The 20328-nt window shown below is 27.7% G+C and carries 8 protein-coding genes; all 8 read left to right on the top strand.

Annotated elements, in window-relative coordinates:
- The first annotated feature begins 35 nt into the window (after positions 1–35).
- The 8 genes from secA to EXC46_RS02340 all read left to right on the top strand — a co-directional run bounded on the left by secA (position 36) and on the right by EXC46_RS02340 (position 20045).
- A complete protein-coding gene (secA, locus tag EXC46_RS02375) occupies positions 36–3212 on the top strand; it encodes a preprotein translocase subunit SecA (RefSeq protein WP_084262961.1) in 3177 nt (1058 codons plus the stop codon).
- Positions 3205–3675, top strand: coding sequence for a hypothetical protein (locus EXC46_RS02370; RefSeq protein WP_027333757.1), 471 nt, complete (start codon positions 3205–3207; stop codon positions 3673–3675). The genes secA and EXC46_RS02370 overlap by 8 nt, the downstream gene beginning before the upstream one ends.
- A 9-nt stretch (positions 3676–3684) precedes the next feature.
- Positions 3685–4146 (top strand): YhcH/YjgK/YiaL family protein, encoded by a 462-nt coding sequence (locus tag EXC46_RS02365; RefSeq protein ID WP_027333756.1) that lies wholly within the window; start codon positions 3685–3687, stop codon positions 4144–4146.
- 25 nt (positions 4147–4171) lie between these two features.
- A complete protein-coding gene (gene asnS / locus EXC46_RS02360) occupies positions 4172–5527 on the top strand; it encodes an asparagine--tRNA ligase (RefSeq protein WP_027333755.1) in 1356 nt (451 codons plus the stop codon).
- A 181-nt stretch (positions 5528–5708) separates the two neighbouring features.
- Positions 5709–8291 (top strand): MnuA family membrane nuclease, encoded by a 2583-nt coding sequence (locus EXC46_RS02355; protein ID WP_052353021.1) that lies wholly within the window; start codon positions 5709–5711, stop codon positions 8289–8291.
- Positions 8292–8484: 193 nt separating this feature from the next.
- Positions 8485–10395 (top strand): ribonuclease J, encoded by a 1911-nt coding sequence (locus EXC46_RS02350; RefSeq protein ID WP_027333754.1) that lies wholly within the window; start codon positions 8485–8487, stop codon positions 10393–10395.
- A 195-nt stretch (positions 10396–10590) separates the two neighbouring features.
- Entirely contained in the window at positions 10591–10776 is a 186-nt protein-coding gene (locus tag EXC46_RS02345; RefSeq protein ID WP_027333753.1) for a hypothetical protein, read from the top strand.
- Positions 10777–11177: 401 nt separating this feature from the next.
- The gene (locus EXC46_RS02340; protein ID WP_129622153.1) at positions 11178–20045 is read left to right on the top strand and encodes a lipoprotein 17-related variable surface protein; all 8868 of its coding nucleotides are present in this window, start codon (positions 11178–11180) and stop codon (positions 20043–20045) included.
- Positions 20046–20328: the final 283 nt, after the last annotated feature.

The raw sequence follows: 20328 nt of genomic DNA, 5'->3' as shown, positions 1-20328 counted from the left end.
CTTAAATCTACAGCTTTGGTTTATAATATTAAAATATGAAAAAATTAAAAGAATTTTTTGACTTTAAAACTACAGAAATGAGAATAGCTGAACAAGCACTCAAAAAAATTAATAAACTTGAGCCAATTGTTGCCAAAATGAGTGATGAAGAGTTAAAATCTCAAACTGATTTTTTTAAAGAATTGATTAAAAAAGGACACACATTAGAAGAAATTCGTAATGATGTTTTTGCTGTTTCTCGTGAAGCAACAAAGCGTGTTTTAGGTAAAAGACCTTACGATGTTCAAATGCTAGGTGGCCTTTTGTTAGATCTTGGTTCTGTAGCAGAAATGAAAACAGGAGAAGGTAAAACTATTACTTCGATTGCTCCTGTTTATTTAAACGCCTTACTCGGTAAAGGTGCTATTGTTTCAACTGTTAATGAATACCTTAGTGAACGTGATGCTGAAGAGATGGGACAAGTTTTTAAATTTCTAGGGCTTACCGTTGGTGTTAATAAGGCACAAATGGATCCTTATAATAAAAGAAATGCTTACGCTTGTGATATTACTTATTCAGTTCACTCTGAACTTGGTTTTGACTACCTTAGGGATAATATGGTGTCAAACCTTTCTGAAAAGGTTCAAAGAGGATTACAATTTTGTTTAATTGATGAGGTTGATTCAATTTTAATTGATGAAGCTAAAACACCGCTTATTATTTCAGGTGGAGAACAAGAAGATATTAGTAGTTACTTTGCTGCCGATCAATTTGTAAGAACTTTAGGGCCTGATGACTATGTTATTGACGATGAATCTAAATCGATTACTCTTACGCATTCAGGTATTGCAAAAGCTAATAAGTTTTATAAAGTAAATAATCTTTACGATATTGAAAATTCAGAAACTGTTCATCTTATCTCAAATGCTTTAAGAGCTCACAAAATTATGAAAATTGATGTTGAGTATATCGTTCGTGAAGGGAAAATTGAACTAGTTGATGCCTTTACAGGTCGTATTATGGACGGAAGAAGTTATTCAGAAGGACTTCAACAAGCACTCCAAGCTAAAGAAATGGTTGAAATCGAACCAGAAACTAAAACATTAGCAACTATTACTTACCAAAACTTTTTCAGAATGTTTAAAAAACTTTGTGGAATGACAGGAACTGGTAAAACAGAAGAACAAGAATTTATTGATATTTATAATATGCGTGTTAACGTTGTTCCTACAAATAAACCAATTGCAAGAGTTGATGAACCAGACTCAATTTTTGTTACAAGCATGGACAAATGAAATGCTGCAGCAGATAAAATTGCTGAATTATATGCTAAAGGACAACCTGTTTTAGTTGGAACTGCGCAAATTGAGGATTCAGAAGCATTACATAAGATTTTATTAAATCGTGGTATTCCACATACAGTTTTAAATGCAAAACAAAATTCTTCAGAGGCCGAAATTATCTCGCGTGCCGGACAAGTAAAATCAGTTACAATAGCTACAAATATGGCCGGTCGTGGAACCGATATCAAACCATCACCTGAAGCAATTAAACTTGGTGGTCTTTATGTATTAGGCACAGATCGTGCAGAATCAAGAAGAATTGATAATCAATTACGCGGAAGAAGCGGTCGTCAAGGTGATGTTGGAACAAGTAAGTTTTTTGTTTCGCTTGAAGATCAATTAATGCAAAGATTTGCAGATCATGATTCATTTAAAGATGCTTATCGTGACGAACAAGGGAAAGAAATTACAAGCAAACAGCTTGCTTTTGGTTTCAAACATGCTCAAAAGAAAATTGAAGGATTTAATTACGACTCACGTAAATCTGTCTTAAATTATGATGATGTTATTAGACAACAAAGAGATTTAATTTATTCACAAAGAGATTTAATTTTAAGTAGTTCAAAAGTTGATTTTATAATTCAAAGAATGATTGCTTCATCAGCACGTTCAATTATTAGAAGTGCTGAATATTACTTACACAATAGAACTTATAATTATGAAGCGCTTGTGCAATTTTTAAACGAAAATATTGGTAAATTAGTTAAATTTAATTTTGATCTTCATGAAATCCAAAAAATTCATGAAAACGACTTACCTGATTATGTTGCACAAATTATTTTAACTGTTTACGAGCATTGAAAAGAAAATGCCTTACTTAATGTTTCATATGAAGAATTAAACCAAATCGAAAAAGAAATTATTTTAACAACGCTTGATAACAAATGACAAAATCACATCAATAAGATGGATAAATTAAGATCTAATGTTAATTTAGTTCAATATTCTCAAAAGAATCCTTATCAAGTTTATACTGAAGAAGGAACCAAAACATTTGAATTTATGCTTGAGGACATAGCTTATGATGTTATGCTTAAACTATTTTCAAATAGAATTGGTCAAAAATCAATTATTACCAAAGAAGTGCGTCAAGATCCGCTTTTCCAACAATTAGCAAGCACTTATTATTTTGACCCTAATTTACCATTTGAAGATCAAGAAAAACAATTGTTAGAAATTTTCACTTCAATTAAAAATCGTTTAGCTGAAATCGAAGAACAAGCTAAAGCTGAAGCTGAATGTAAAAAACAAGCAGAATTAGAAGAAAAACGTAAATTTGAAGAAGCTGAACAGGCTCGTATTAAAGCTGAAGAAGAAGCTAAAGCTGCTAGATTAGCAGCAGAAGAAGCAGCTCGAATCGCTTATGAAAATGACCCTGTTCGTATTTTAAAAAGAGAAATCGAAGAATGGAAACAAGAGTCAATACTTCGTGAAAATAGACACAAACAAACTAATGCTGAAATCGAGAAAATTAATAAACAACTTGATGAAAATCCATATGATACAATTCTCCTCCTTAAATATTCTGATTTAAACAACCAATTTCTTTCGACTTTAAGAGAATGAGAATGATCTAAAAAAGAGTTACAAAGACTAGAAAATGAACTCTTAGAACAGGAAAAGTTTGTAGATAATAGTTTTATTGAACAACGTGAAGAAACAAAGCAAAAAGAAATAAAAGTAAAAAAAGTGGCTAAAAAAGAGAATAAAGCTAAATCAATTGAAATAAAAGATCAAAAAGAAAATACAAAATCTAATCCAAAACTAGCAAAAACAAGCTCAAAAAATAAAAAGAATCAATCAGCAAAAAATGATAAAAAAGAAATAAAAACAACAAACGCTACCAAAAAGAGAGGACGTCCTAAAAAGGTAGTTCCAACAAATGAATAGAAAAATTATTCTTTATTTAAAAAATCGTTTCAAAGAAAAAAGAACATATTTAATTTTTATTGGATTCTTTATCTTATGAATTTCTCTTTTCGGAATTTTTGTTCTCGGTCAAACAAGAAGAGAAATTAAATTAAATTTTCTTGATCTTTTTTCGGTAGCTACATTTATAACTTGTTTAAGTAGCCTTTTTGTATTGGTGTTCAAGTGAGGATTTTTAAGAGGAACAATTGAACGAATTCGTTCGAATCTTGAAACAAACCATCAAATTCGAAATGAACGTCGTATGCAAAAAATGAGTCATCAAGAAAAAGAAGTTTTTCATCGTTTAGAAAAAGAAAGACTTGCAAAAAAAGAAAGTAAGAAAAATCGTAGTAATTTTGGATTTTATTTAGTTTTTGTAACTTATTTATTAGCATCGATTCCGCTTATTTTATTATCTATGCATTCATTTGGATTTTTTTAAAGGAGAATTATGATTTTTGATTCAGTAAAAAATGCTAAAAAATATAAAACTGAATATGAGCAACTCAATAAAGCTTTAATGTTATTAGAAACAATTGATTTTAGTAGCCTTGAAAAAGGAGCTAATATCGTTGATGAAAATATCAAAATCATTAAACGTGATTTTGAAGATTTTTATCCAGGAATTACTTTTGGTGAAATTCACAATCATTTTGTTGATATTCACCTTTATGGTGGTGATTCAGAAGAACTTATTTACTACGAAAATGAGTTTAAATATGAAAAAGAGGACATTCTTTTAGCAGACGAAAAGAATGATGTTATTTTCGCTAAAACTAAAAGTTTAAATGATTTTGTAACTTTAAAGCCAGGAACTTTTGCTTTATTTTTACCGAATGAATTTCATGCCCCTAAAATTAAAGAGTATAATATAAAAAACATTAACAAATATATTGTTAAAATTAAACTTTAAATTTAAAAAGAGAAAAGAGAAAACTATGGAAACAGTGAAAAAAATACTTTTAAAACCTGCATTTTATGATGGATGAACAAATGTTAAAATTGCTGGGTGAGTTTCATCAAATAGAGGAAACAAAAAAATTCGTTTTATTGAATTAAATGATGGAACCACTGTTATAAACTTACAATTAGTTTTTAAAGGTGAATTTGATTTTGATTTACTAGATAGTCTCAAACCAGGAAGTGCACTTAAAGTTGCTGGTTCACTAAAAGCAACACCTGATGCACCGCAACCTATTGAAATGAACGTCACAGAAATTATCAGTGCCAAAAAAGTTGATGAGGATTATCCAATTCAAAACCAAGAAATTAAATTAGAAACTTTAAGGGAATTACCACATCTTAGACATAGAACTAATGTATTTAGATCAATTATGTTAATTAGATCAACTTTAGCGCAAGAAATTCACAAATACTTCGCACATCGTGACTTTTTCTACATGAATAGCCCAATCATTACTTCTAACGATGGAGAGGGAGCTGGAGAAACTTTTTCAGTTTCTGATGGAAACATTAACGACCCATTCTTTGGCAAAAACAACAAAGCCACACTTGGTGTAACAGGACAATTACATGGTGAATCATATGCAATTGGTATGAATAAAATTTATACATTCGGCCCAACATTTAGAGCTGAACGTTCAAACACAAAAAGACATTTAGCTGAATTCTGAATGATTGAACCTGAAGTTGCTTTCTATGATTTAAAAGATATTATTCAACTAGCTGATGATATGCTTAAAGTTGTTATAGCAAATACAGTTGCAAAACATCAAGCTGAAATGGAATTTTTAGACCAATATACAAACAACGGTTTATTAGAAAGAATTAATAAATTTATTCATACTCCACTCCAAATTGTTGATTATAAAGATGCAATTGAAGAATTAGCAAAAGTAAGAAATATTTTTGAAAATAAAGATATTAAATTTGGTCTTGATTTAGGTAGTGAGCATGAAAAATATTTAACAGAAAAAGTGTACAACGCTCCTATTGCTGTTATTAACTTCCCGAAAGATTTTAAAGCTTTCTATATGCATCAAAACGATGATGGTAAAACAGTTGCTGCTTTTGACTTATTAGTTCCTGGTGTTGGAGAATTAATTGGTGGTAGCCAACGTGAATCAGATTATGAAAAATTAACCCAAAGAGTAAAAGAGTTAAACATCGACCAAGAAGACTTACAATGATATTTAGATTTAAGAAGATTTGGACATCTTTTAAGTTCTGGTTTTGGTGTGGGTTTTGAAAGATTAGTTATGTATGTAACGGGAATTGAAAACATTAGAGACACAATTCCTTACCCAAGAACTAACGGAAACATTCGTATGTAATTATCAAAAAATGAGAATAAGCAAATTTAGTTTTAGTTGCTTATTCTTTTTTTGTCGCTTTTATTGATAAACTTTCCATTTTCAAGTACAAGAAAATTTAAAAATTTTTATTTTTTGAAAATTCATATTTATAATGGTAATGTAATTTTTATAAAGCTATTAATGAAAGTAGGTAATGAAGATGAAAAAATATAAAAAATTCAAGAAAAGCATAAACACTTTAATCACCGCTTCCTTAATCGCTTCCTTAACATTTTCAAGTGCTGGTTGCAAAGTTCGTGTTGAAAAGAAAGAAAATGGAAATGTTAATTCTAGTTCTGATAGTTCAACGAATAATAATACTAGTTCAAGTAATAATCAAAATAAAGAAAATCTAAATACTAAAGAAGCAGAAACAAATAAAGAAGCACAAAACCAAGGTGCTAGTTCTAACCAAAATGCTGCTGACAATAATTCTGAAAATAATAGTGTTGATACAAATAACGAGCCAAATGAAGCTAGTACCGAAAATAATGTTGAAACTTCAGTTGAAAAACATCTGCTTTTGGAATATAACACACAAATGGACGTAAATAAATTTTTCGAAGCTCTAGATCTTGCTAAAGCACGTGGAATTCAAAAAAGTGACAGAATCTATCTTGTTAAATTACATAAATATCAAAATCAAGAGTTTGTTGGTTTTTACGGTTATGGATCTGATTCGACTATTAACGGTTTTTTTGATTTAACAACAACCGCAAAACAAGATTATGTCTTTGAATTAGGTAGATTTTTCAGTTTTGAAGCTGTTTATGACAGCCAGGCAAACACTTTAACAATTGATAACTTAAAAACAAACAGAAATACTTATTACCAAGTTATTGATTTAAATCAAATTGATTGTTCTAGTGTTAATTCAAATAACCAAAATACTGATAATTCAAACACACAAGCAAATCCTAATGAATCAAGTGCAGGCAATGCAACTAATAATGAAACTTCTCCAAATAATTCAACAGACACATTTGCACCAACAACAAATGAAACTGGAGAAGCAACAAAACCAACTGAAAATTCAGATACAAATTCAAATCAAAATAGCAATCCTGTGCAAAATCAACCTAATAATAGTTCTAATACTTCAAATAATTCCACTTCAAATCCAGAAAACAACGAAACTAGAGCTGACAACGAACATTCAAACACAATACAAGAAAAAGCTCTTTTAGTTTACAACACAACAAAAAGCGGAGATAAATTTAAAGCAGCATTAGAAAAACATATCAACAAGTGAGCTGAAAAAATCTCTGATAACAAATACAAAATAAGATTACATAAATACAAAAACCAAGAATTTATTGGATTTTATGGTGGTGGAGCTAGTGAAGAACAAAATGGTTTCTTCAATTTTACAGAACTTGGAAAAGAGGATCCTGATTTTGCTAAATCAAAATATCTTTCTATTTATTCAATTTATGATTCGCAAAAAAACATTATAACAATTGAAAATTTTACAACGAGTGCAAATACATATAATCAAGTAATTGATTTAAATCCAATTTTAGTTAACGAATCTAGTTTGGAAACTTCAAATGAACCAGCTTCAAGCAAAGAAAATGAGCCCTCAAGAGAAGTTACACCAAACGAGCCAAAAGTAGACGCAACCACCGAAAGTGAAACGATTTATGTAAGACCACCTTTTGGAGCTAGATTTGAATTTGTAAACCAAAGCTTAAATTTACCTGGAATTATTACTATATTTGATCATTTAGATTCACCAGGTAAGAGAAAAGAAGAACCTAGTCCTAACATTAGCGTTAGATCACAAGGAGCACAAGAAGTTAGTGAGTTTTTAAGTTTACCGAAAGTGATGAAATATTATCTAGAAGCAGGTAATGAAAACGATTTTGTTATTTTTGGTGGAGATACAAATATTAAAAGCGAGAATTTTGATCTACAAAATCACTCAAATTTTAGTGGTGTGGACGCAACCTTAACAGGTTTATGAACAAATTCTCTTTCGCCTGAAAATAATTACGTTACATCTCTTGGTAATAATTCAAATTATTCAGAACCATATGATAAAATGTTTTTTGTTAATAACACACCAGGTTTAATTGGTGTTAAACAAATTGTTGATTCAAATTTTGAAGCAACAAGATTTAAAGTTGATATTATTAACGGTTTTTATAATGGAATTTGAAATAAAAAACAATTAGTTGATTCAATAGAAGATAATGGAAGATTTAAGCATTATAAATCAGATGACAAAACTGACTTTCAAATCATTAAATATGTAATTAGTGACCACGCTCCAGTTTATACAGATCTTAAAATTCTAAATAATGAGTTAGAAACTAATCCATCGACACTAGAAATTAATCCAAAAGAAAAAAATGTTTTAAGAATCGCACATTGAAATATTTTAAATTTTGCACATCATAATGCTAAATCACTAGCAATTGCTGGACTTATTTGAAAATCAGGGATTGATATTATTGGTCTTACAGAAATTAACAAAAATAGAGGTGAACAAGTTTATGAAATAGTAAGTAGATTAAATAAGTTATCAGGAAGAAATTTCCAATGTATTATCCAGAACGTTGAAGATGTCGAAGTTCCTGAAGCTTATCTAAACAAATATTCATGAATCGGAAGAGGGCAAGAAGAACAAATTGCTATTATTTATGACGCAGACCTCGTGAGACCTTCTGGCTTTCCAGATAACAACAATGTTGAAAGTTTTTCATACAGAAAGACAATACCATTTTTAGGGGACATCTAATGAAAATTAAATCAAGCCCAAAAGCTTGGTTTTTTTATGATGTATATTTTTACAAAAATATACATATATTGTTTATAATATAAAAAATATTTTCATTTAAGATTTGAAATATTAAAAATCTCTTATGTTATTACATTATTAAAAAATAAAATCAAAATAAATAATATTCATTGAAATATTGAAATGGAGAACTATGAATCCAACACGTATTATACCGTTAGGTGGGGTTGAAGAAATTGGTAAATCAACTCTTTTAATTGAGCACGAAAATAGAATTTTCATTATCGATTCTGGTATTAAATTCGCAGATACATTTAATACAGGTGTTAAAGGTATCATTCCTAGCTATGAATATCTTAATCAACCTGGTAAAACAATTGAAGGTTTATTTATAACACATGGACACGAGGATCATATCGGTGGTGTTATTTATTTAGTTCAACAAACCAAATTAAAAAAGATTTTCGCACCAAGAATTGCTATTCAATATCTTAAAGCTAAATTTGAAGAAAATAAAATTAATAAAAACATTGAGTTTATCGAAATTGAGAAAGAAGATGTTCATCACTTTGAAAATGATTGTAAAGTAGATTTTTGAACAGCACAACACTCTATTCCTGATGCATTTGGTGTGAGGGTAACGACTCCAAATGGAAGTTTATTATTTACAGGTGATTTCCGTTTTGATTACACTCCAATTGGTAATTATTGTGACTTTAGAAGATTAGATGAAATTGGTAAAGAAGGTTTAACTGCACTTTTCAGTGACTCAACAAACGCAATGAGACCAGAACACTCACCAAGTGAAAGTGACATTTTAACAGATATTGAAAAACATATGCGTAATGCTAAACGCAAAATTATCGTAACTGCTTTTGCTTCTAACTTAACCAGAGTAAAGGTTATTATTGAATTAGCTGCGAAAATGAATAAAAAAGTTATCACTTTTGGACGTTCAATGATCCAAGGAATTAAAATTGGTCATAAATTAGGTTATATTAATGTTGATAATGATGTTTTAATTGATAAAAAACAACTCCCTAACGTCAAAGAAAGTGATTTAGTAATCATTACAACCGGGTCACAGGGAGAGCAATTAGCTGCTCTTTCACGTATGAGTTATGGTAAACATGCTACTGTTAAAATTGCTAAAGGGGATGTTGTGATCTTTTCTTCTAGCCCGATTCCTGGTAATAGAATGGTAGTAGAACTTCTTATTAACCGTCTTTATAAATTAGGTGCAATTATCAAAGAAAATGGCCCAGACGGTTACTTACATACATCAGGTCATGCTTACAAGTGAGAGCACGATAAGATTTTCCAACTTACTAAACCAAAATATTTCTTACCTTATCATGGTGAATATCGTATGAGCATGGTTCATGGACAAACAGCTATTGAAAATGGAGTTGACCCTAAAAATGTTTTAATTATTAAAAAAGGTCAAGTTTACAATATGCTTAATCGAGAAATTTTTGAAACTAATGAAAAAGTTGATTTTGGACCAATTTATATTGATGGAAATTCTATTTTAAGTTTATCTAATGAAATCTTAAAAGAAAGAGCAAGACTAAAAGATAGCGGTTTTGTCAATATTGTTTTTGTAATCGATAAAGAAAAAAACACAATTGTCGGACGTCCAACAATTGTCACACGTGGTAGTTTTTTTGTTAAAACTTCTAAAAAACTTATTGAAGAAACCAAAAGAGTTGCTCACGGAGCAGTTTTATACCACATTAAAAATTTCGAAAACTGAAGCAAAGACGAACTGGAGAAAATTATTGTGGATCGTCTTTATGCATTATTTTACAAAGAAAAAAGAAGAGAACCAGTTATTGTTCCAACAATTATCTACTTAAATGAACCTAAAGATGAAATTTTAGGTGATCTTAAAATTAATTTCACTAATAATAAAATTGATTTAAATCCAAATGGAGATTCAAGTAAAGATAAAAATACGCAAACAACAAATAAAACTTCTCAAAATAATAAAAAACTTAATATTAAAAATTCACAAAAGAAAACGCTTGAACTTGTTCGCCAATCAATCTTTGGTGATGTTGAAAACGACGAATTCGATATCGATGAAGAAGATGAAATTTAATATAAAACGGGAGCAATCTCGTTTTTTGTTTAAAAAATAGCGCACAAGCACTATTTGACCGACAATAATAAACTTACTTTTTTTATTAACTCATTCTTTGATTATCTTTTTAGAATCCTGAGTTTCCAAGTTGTAATGAAGAAAAAAATGAATATCCTTATTTATAGATGTATTCGTTTTTTATAGTGTCTCAACTTGGAAACTAAGGATAAAATTAAAGAAGCCGCTTTAAAAATTGAAAATGCTTATAAAAAACTTGCGCCAGTTAAATTTGATCGAAAATCACTTTGATACATTTGATTAATTTTAGGTCTTGTACTAGCACCGTTCTTTGTTTTAATCTTTATTACTTGAAAAAGATCAAGAAATAAACACTCTTAATAACCAATCATCTATAACTAGGAGATGGTTTTTGTGTAATTAAGGGTTAATAATTTTAAGCAAAGTATGGTAAATTGTGAAAAAATTAGAAAAATTATGCATTCAAAATTTGTGCGAAATTTTTCTAATTTATAACATTAATTTTCCTATAATTTAAGCACTAAAAAAGAATTGTTTTTTTTTTTTTTTTTTTTTGGATTTTAGTTTGCTCGCTCACTTTTCCAATTTTTATTTTTAATTTATATAAAAAAGTTGTAATATATTAAAACATATAAATACAAAGAACGATTTCGTATATATTTCAAAATCATTAATATTAACTTGCATTGGTTAAATTATTATTACGTTTATCCTATGTGTTTATATTTTATTTACTTGAAAATTATTAGGAGAATTCATTTATGAATAAAAAAAATATATTTAAGCTTTTAGGTGCTACTCTTTCTTCAACTGTATTTTTAATTACTTCTTCTGGGTTAGTTCCTATCTATATGGGTAAAGATACTACTGATACTAAATATGACAGTTTCTTTTATGAAGATACTGATATTTATTCTCATTCAAGATATAGTCCATATGGTTCATGAGATGGTAGTTCAGATTATAGATTTGAAGGTTATAATGGAACTCAAAATTTTGTCACTGTTGGTGATACAACCATCACAAACAATAGAGATCCTCGTTTTTTAGACACAAATTATATTGATAGATTTAGCAAAGAATCTAATTGAGTTGATCCTAAATCATTGGATGGCAAAAAGAGAAAATGAAAATTAATTTATCATAAACAGCAACCAGCTAGTTTTAGGGACAATAGATATTTAGGTGGTTTCTATTTTTCTGAAGATATGATTTTAGCAGATAATTCAGTCATTAAATTTTCATTTTATCCAGCTGATATTAATGAAATTGATTATGCAAATGTTTCTACAAGAGAAATTCCTGTTTCTTGAACCAATTTACCTACAAATAAGGATTACACTTTTATTAACCCTCTTTATTCTCAAAATCCTTATTTTGAAGATAGATGACAAAATATTGTTAACTGAGTAAATCCTGAAAACACAAGCACTGCTGGAGCGGCTGGTTATAACAATAATAGTGAAATCAGATTAAGGGGATTATGAAGTAATTCAGCTTATCCTTGAACAGCAGAAGAATTAGCAGTTGCCGAAAAAAATGGCTTAACTCGTGACAATCGTTCTGTAATAGCTAATAGATTAATTAACGATCCAGTTACATCACTTGGAAGGGGAAATCCAGGTTTTTATCACAAATCTACTAAAAAAATTAATAACTTTGATAATGGAAAAGTTGCAGCCAGATTAAAACAAGATGGTTTATATGATGAAGAGTTATTAAAAAATGATGGAGATGGTTTTTGAAATTTATTAAACCAAAATGCTGGATATATGTTTACTTTCTTCATTGATGCACCAAATGCTAGAAACAAAGGATGATTAAATAACGTTGTAGTTGTTGAGTTTGAAACAGTTGAAAATCCAAATTTTCAATGAAATGGAAAAAATTCAGTTCCAACCTTTTTAGGTGGTGCTTATACTCTTTTTGATGTTGGATTTAACTCTGGTTTTGAAGGTGAATCTGGATTTATCATAAGAAGTAAAAGAGCTAAATCAACTCAATACAAATTTAGAATTAAAGAAAGAGTTGAATCTTCTGATTCTAACTTCTATTTACCTAAATCATTTAAAAGAAGAGAAGATAATGAAATTGATAATAAATTGTATGAAGTAGGTGTTTATTACACTAATCAAAGTGGTACAGAAATTAAATTATTTGATTTAGATAGAAATCAATACAATAAAATAAACAATGCAAGAGAATACTACAGTGAATACAATTTAAATTCAGTTCTTGATAATATTAATCCAAATTCATTAAAAATTAAAGCAACAATTAAAGATCCTAATTTTAGAAATCAATGACAAATTGCAGAGGCGCAACTTTCTTCTACAAATAAGGATCCTCAAGGTTTCTATGTTTTTAATGATTTAGTATATACACCACTTGTTACTGATAGATTAAAAATTGAGCAAATGTTACAAACAGAATTTCCTAATTTATCAGGATGAGTTAGTGACTTGGTTCAAAAATTTATTAGTAATGAATTTAAATCAAGAGGAGAAAATAAAAGCGAAAGTGATGTTTGATTTAATGATCATGAAAACGCAAGCATCCCAGATGATAAAAAATATGTAAACACTTTCATGAAATTATTAAGAAGAATGATTCCTATGATTCAATTTGCCGCAGAAGTTGATGAAACTTATTATTCTGATACAAATAAGGAATTATCAAGTGATGAAAACAAATTAATTTCTCAGTTAAATTTTGCTTATTCTTCTACTCAAAATTTAAAAGATATGATTGTAAAACTTCATGAATTTTTATCTAACGGAAAAAATGCTTTGAAAAATAATCAACCTCTACCTGAAGGACAAAAAGCTGCTACTGAATGAGGCTTTAAATTGACTGACATTTTAGGTATAGATCATCAAACATATGATCAGGAAGTAGCTAAATTAGATGGATATAAAGTTATTGACAATACAGCAAGTGGAAATATTTATAACATTGCCACTAGTGAATTTAAAAATACTTATTCAGAGTTATATGAAACTTTAAGTGAAGATGAAAAAAATAATCTTTACAAATTATTTAAAGATAAAGCGATTCAAATAATTAATAATCAATTTACTTCAACCGCAAGCAACGGGGGAATAGACAATTTAATTGAAACAGATTCAACTCAAAACTTAAATAAATTAAGAGAATTTCAAGCAACAGTAGCAGATGCGATTCAAAAACGTAAATATTTAAATAATTATATTGACTGAATTAAAAAGAATTTAAAAACAAGTGCTGGTGAATGAAAAGAAACTGCTTCAAAAAACACCTTATCAACTCGCCAAGGTGAAGAGGGGCAAGAAGAATATAATAAATTTATTGATGCATTTGATAACGCTGAATATCAACAAATTTTCTTAAATGATCCAACAAAAGAATTTTTATCAAACTATGATAAATTTAATAAATTCAAAACTAAATTAGAAAGTGGATTAACTACCTTAACTGAAGCTTTAAAAACTTTAGATGGTAACAAAAATCAAGCTAAAAAAGCAGTTAACTCATTTGTTTTTGTTGAGAGTAATGAAACTGAAAGACAGGGATTTGATACTTTTGTAAATGAATTGCCAAGTAACTATGAAGTTAATAATGGTGTTATAACAAATACAAATTGAACTTCTAATAATGAAAAATTAGCTAATCAAATTAATACTCTTTTTGCCAAAGCTAAAAGTAATTTAACTACTAAATTAAATCAATTAACCGATTTAACAGAGCAAGAAAGAAATAAATATATTCAATTAGTTACTGATGCTCAAATTAACCCAATTAGTGAAGAATTTAGCAAATTTGGTAATGACGCTAATTTAAAATTAATTCATGATAAAGCCGTTTTAACTAATCACATTCGTTCATTAACTAATTTAACTGACAAACAAAAACAAGCTTTAATTGATCAAATAAATATTACTGATACCAATGATAGTAATTATTTAAGTCCTGAAAATTATGAAACCTTTAAAACTAATGCAACTAATTTAGATAAGCAAATGAAAGCATTAAAAGAGTATTATGATGGATTACCTAATTCACTTAAACCAAATGAAAATCGCGAAATTACTGATGAACTTTATGTTTATGAAAGAACTAAAAGTGAAAAAGACAATTACAAAAACCTTATTGAGAAAACCAAAACAGTAATTGATGATTCTGCTAAAACTCCAATTACTAATAGTAAAGAAATTGAAACTTTATTAAGTGATCTTGAAAAAGCTAAATCTAAATTAGATGGTTCTAGTTCATATTTACCAAGACAAAATGAATTACAACACATGACAGTTGAATTAAAACAACAATTGTTAAAAGAAATTGATAAGACAATTACCGATGATAGTGAAAAAGAAAAACGATTTACTTTTATTAAAGCCTTAGATCAAGCAATTGGTTTAGAATTAAAGAAAATTAAGGAATGACAAACTAATTATGTTGTTGATACTAATGTTGGTTATAAAAACGCTATCGATTCACTCAAAACTGCCGCTGATAATTTAACTACTGAGTTAATTGCTGGGTTTAATTTAAAATTAGCAGATGGTAATGAAAATAAAGATAAATTTAATCAAGTAGAGCAAGAAGATCCAAACAATTACAGCGGACTTTTTGATAAAGCTTTCGCTAACTTTAAAGCTTTAAAAGCTAAATTAGAAACACTTAAATCTAAACTTGATGAAAGTACTCGTTTATATAACTTAACTATCAATCATACTAATAAGAAACCAGAATTATTTGCTACTAATGTGGCTAAAAATTATACTAACGATAAAACTCCTTTTACTGTTGCAATTATTGGTGATCAACCAGAAGCTGTTATCAAAAACATTGAAATAGTTTCTGCTAATGATGTTGAAGGTAAACTTGAAATTACTTATGAGATAGTTTCAACTAAAACTAAGTTAACCGATGTTAAAACTAAAGTGCAAACTTACGTTTTTAAAGCAGAAACTAATGATAATTATCAAACTGAAAAACAAAGATTAAACACTATTGCTAATAGCATTAATAAAGATCAAAGTAAAATTAATCACAGTTTTACAGTTGCAAACGAATTAGCTAATTCAGAAACTGCTAAAAATAAAGATAATTATTCATATCCAAGTGCAACAAGCGAAAAATTAACTTTTGATATTACAAGTATTAATCCAGAAGCTGATTATGAAAGAAGCACTTTAAACTTCACTTTAACTTCAACTAAATCTAAAGGAGATTTATTCTGAAGAAGTGATAATAATTTAGAAAATATTACTTATACTGCTCCACAGTCTGATGCTAATAGCGTGATGATTACTGGATTTAAAAATGTGGAAAAAGATAGATTAGATGGCTTAAGTGGTTATTTAATTGACAGAATTAAGAAATCTGAAATTTTAGCTTCTAAAGTTAATTTAGATGATTTAAATACTGATAAATGAACTTGAAGTCCTGAAGTGGATGGTGAATACACCTTTGCTGACAAAAGAATCGTTTCTTATGATGATATTACTGGAGAAATTGAATTAGGATTTAAATTAGAATCAACTAAAGACAATCTTCAAGTCATTAAATCAGATGAAAAAATTGTAACTATTTCTGGTTTTAGAACCAAGGCTGAGCAAGATAAAATTGATCGTGAAGCAGAAAAAAAACGTTTAAATAATTTAAATGTTACATTAGATTATAAAAACAAAACTACAACTTTACCTTCAGAAGCGGTTATTGAAAAAGTAACTGCAGCTATCAAAGAAACTGATCCAGAAGCTAGAGTTGTAATTGATAGTATTGATGCAAGACATGAAATTGACGGTTATATTGGAATTAAATACCATTTAGTTTCTGAAAAAAGTGATGAAATTTATAAAAATGTAACTTCAGATAATAAATATGTTCAAATTAAAGGCTTTAAAACTGAACAAATGCGTCTTGATGAAATTATTAAAAACTTAGAAATTGAAGCTGGAATTAAAAATGTCGCAAGCGACCAATATAATAAATGAACTGCATCAAAATCATTAAAAGACTTAATTTTAAATAAATTAGCATCTAATCAAGATGCAAGTTATAACTTAAAAGTAGTGGATAAATCAGCTAATGATAACACAGGAGAAATTAGTTATACTTGACAAATTGTTTCTAATAGAGGTGTGGTTAATTCGCAAAACTTAAACACTGTAACTTCAAGTAGCAAACATAACAAATCAGGTACTTTAAATGGTTTTAAAAATTTAGCTCAAATTGAGAAAGAAAGATTAGATGCTCTTGATTTTACTGACAAAGTTGAAAACGGTGTTCTTTATAATATTGATTATCCAAATAAAGCAAATGAACAAGCTTCAAGTTTAACAGATGCAACTACTAATTGAACTTGAGATACCTTTAATAAAGATAATTACAAGTTTATTAATCAACAAATTATTGGTTACAATGATTTAACTGGTGAAATTCATTTAAGTTTCCAAATTAAATCAACTAAACCAGAGTTTTCTTCTGTAGTTTCTAATACTAAAGAAATTATTCTTAGTGGCTTTGAAACAGAATTACAAAGATTAAATAAATTAGTTGATACTAATCCATATAATATTTCATTAAATAGCACTGTTAATACAAAAAATCAAAAAGCTTCAACTTTAAATAAAGATAGTTTTAGCGCTTCAGTTAAAGAAAATGGTGATAGCACAAGCAATCACATTTCTGATTTACTTTTGACAGATGCTAATGATAATACAGGTCAAGTTGGAGTTAAATACAAATTAATTTCAAATAGACAAGTAAATACTGATCAAAATGATTTGAAAAAATTAGTAAGTAATTGAAAAGAAACCTTTAATGAACAAAAGGTAATTTCTAAAGAATCAAATCCTGTTAATTTTGAAGGATTTTTAACTAATACTAAAGAAGAAGAAATAAGAATCGAAGGTTTATTACCACAAATTGTGCTTGATTTTGAAAATCGAAATAAATACTTGCCACTTTATAACCAAAGTGATGTAATTGCTTCAAAAGTAATTGTTAAATTAAATAACAATGAAACTTTAGAACAAAATCACATGAAAATTAAAGAAAATTCATTAACTATTATTGATACTGAGCGTGATGACCGTGAAGGATATATTAAAGTAACTTATACCTTGCAATCAACTAAAGAAGGTTTAGAAAATGCAGAAATTGTTGTTAATGAAACAAGAAGTGCTAACACTAATAAATTAAGTGGCTTTAAAACCGAATTACAAAGATTAACAGATCTTGCTTTTGATTTTGCTAATAGTATTAGTGATAAAAATCAAAAACAAGCTTCAGATACTACAATTGCTATTAGTAATTTAAGTCAAAATGATGCTAAAACTGCTAATATTACAATTAATAACAAAACCCGTGATGATAGAAATGGCACTTTAAGCGGTACTTATAGCGTTTATTCAACAAGAGAAGGTTTAAATGATATTCATGTTGATGATAAAGCATTCACTATCGATGGATTTTTAACTGAGCAAGCAAGAATTGATGCTTTATTAACAAATGATGCAATCCAAGCGCATGTTGAATATAAATTAGATAATCAAGCTGAAATTTTACCTTCAGAATTATTAGCTAATAAAGAAGATGTGCTAAATAATCTAAGTACATATTTTGAAACAAACTTAGATAATGAAGCAATTAATCAAGCTAATTTAAAAATTATTGACTTAACTGCTAACGATATTGATGGTTCAATTAGCTTTAAATATAAAATTGCTTCAACTAAGGAAAACTTAACTGATATTGAATCAGCAAGCTCTGAAACTATTACTTTAAGTGGATTCTTAAATCAATTAGACAAATACAAAAAAGAAGCTAAAAAAATAGTTGATGCACTTGATAACTTAAGTGAAAACGAAAAGGCTCAATTTAAAGATAATATTGATAAAAGTGCTACTAAAGAAGAAGTTGATAATATCATTGATAAAGCTAAAATCACTGATTTAATCAATCAAATTGATAAAACCTATCCATATTTAAATCCAAAACAAAAAGCTGATTTAAAAGATAGTTTAATTAATGAATCAGATTACAATCAAGTTCTTAAAAACTTTGAAAAATATAGTTCAATTAATGACAAAATGAAGAAATTGAACGATTTAATTAATCACTATGATCAATTAATTGCTGATCAATCTAATGTTAAATATCATAGAGCAGATGATAAAACTGAATTTGATCGAATATTAAATAAAGCCAAAGAATTAAGTCAATCTACAACTGATAATGGACTAGATAATAATCAATTTAATTTAGATAATTTAATTGATAATCACACTAATAAGGATTCTTTAGACGGTGCTTACCAAAGATTAAATGGTAAAGAAGTTGATTTAATTGAAAAAATTAAAGCAAATGATTATTTAACAAATAATGAGAAAACTCAATTAATTGCACAAGTTAATAAAGTTGCTGAAAATAATAAAACTAATAATATTGAGCAAGAACAAAAAGCTTTAGATAAAATTCAAAACCAAATGGATGACATTCAAAAACAAAAACAAGCTTTAATTGATTATGTTAATCAAGATGTAATTAATAATCAAAGTAATTTAATTAATCAAAGTCAAAAAGATCATTTAATTAACCAAATTAAAAATAGTGACTTAAATGAAGCAAAAACTAATAAAGATATTGCTGATCAGTTAAATAATTTACTCAATCAAATTAAAGAATTAACAGATAAATATCCTGATGTGGTTAATAGTTATAAATATCAACGTGCAGATCAAGATAAAAAAGATGCTTATGATAAAGCAATTGATAATGGTAAAAAATTAATTAATAACGAAACCCCAAATGGTTATAATAGTCCAAATACTTCAGTTGCTGAAACCCAAGAAATTTTGGATAAAATTAAACAAACTTTCAAAGCAATTGATGATGAAGCTAAGAAAATTAATGATTTATATGAGAAGTTAAATGCCAAAATTATTGAGTATCAAAAGGATGTTGATAATAAAGAATTGCCAAAAGAAATTCAAGACATTTTAGATGAATTGGTTAACTATGGCGAAGATATTAATGGCATTAATAAATTGATTGAATTAATTGAGCAAGGTAAATTGCTTAAATCATTACACGAACAATGAAATAATTCAGATGTTAAAAATCCTGATACTGAAAAAGCAATTCAAGACTTGAATGCTAAAATTAATTCAATTACTGAATTAATTAATTTAGTTAAATCAAGCAATTTAAATAGCAAATTAGATACAAGCAAAGATTTTGTTTTAAATCACAATCAATATAATCTAAACTTTGCAGAAGCTGAAATAAGTTATTTTGACGCTCTTAAAAATATTGACAAAACTAAATTTATTGAAGCAACTAATAAATTAGAACAATTAAATCAAACTAAGTTTGTTGAATTTGCTAATAGCATCTTAAATACTTCATATTTTGATACTTATAAACCAGAAAGTAATTTAAATAAAAAATTAATTAAAGAATTATTAAAACTTAATTATGATCCATTAAATACAATAGAAAAATCATTATTTGAAACACTATTAAAAGAAAAAGCAGGTGTTGAAGAAAAATTAAGTTGACTTTGATATTTAGCTTTAGGTTTAAGCACAACTCTTGCAGCTATAATGATTGGTGTTTTAGTTAAAAAAAGTAAAAAATAATTCTTAATTCTAAATTAAAAAAATATGGAATTTTTGTTCCATATTTTTATTTATTTTAAGAATGTTTAAAATTAATTGACATTACAAAATAACTTTTAATGAATTAAAATTATTCATTAATGATTTTTCGCTTGATACAACAACGAAAGAATTCAATTAATGCAAAATTAAAAACAACTAAAGTGTATTGAAAAACCTTAGTAAATTAAACTTTTTACCAACTTTTGATGTCCCAGCTTACTGTTTTGCTGGGATTTTATTTTTATATTTTTAAAATAAAATT

The organism is Mycoplasmopsis glycophila (assembly GCF_900660605.1).
In the GTDB taxonomy this organism is placed as follows: domain Bacteria; phylum Bacillota_I; class Bacilli_A; order Mycoplasmatales; family Metamycoplasmataceae; genus Mycoplasmopsis; species Mycoplasmopsis glycophila.
This window is presented reverse-complemented; position numbering and strand designations above follow the sequence as displayed.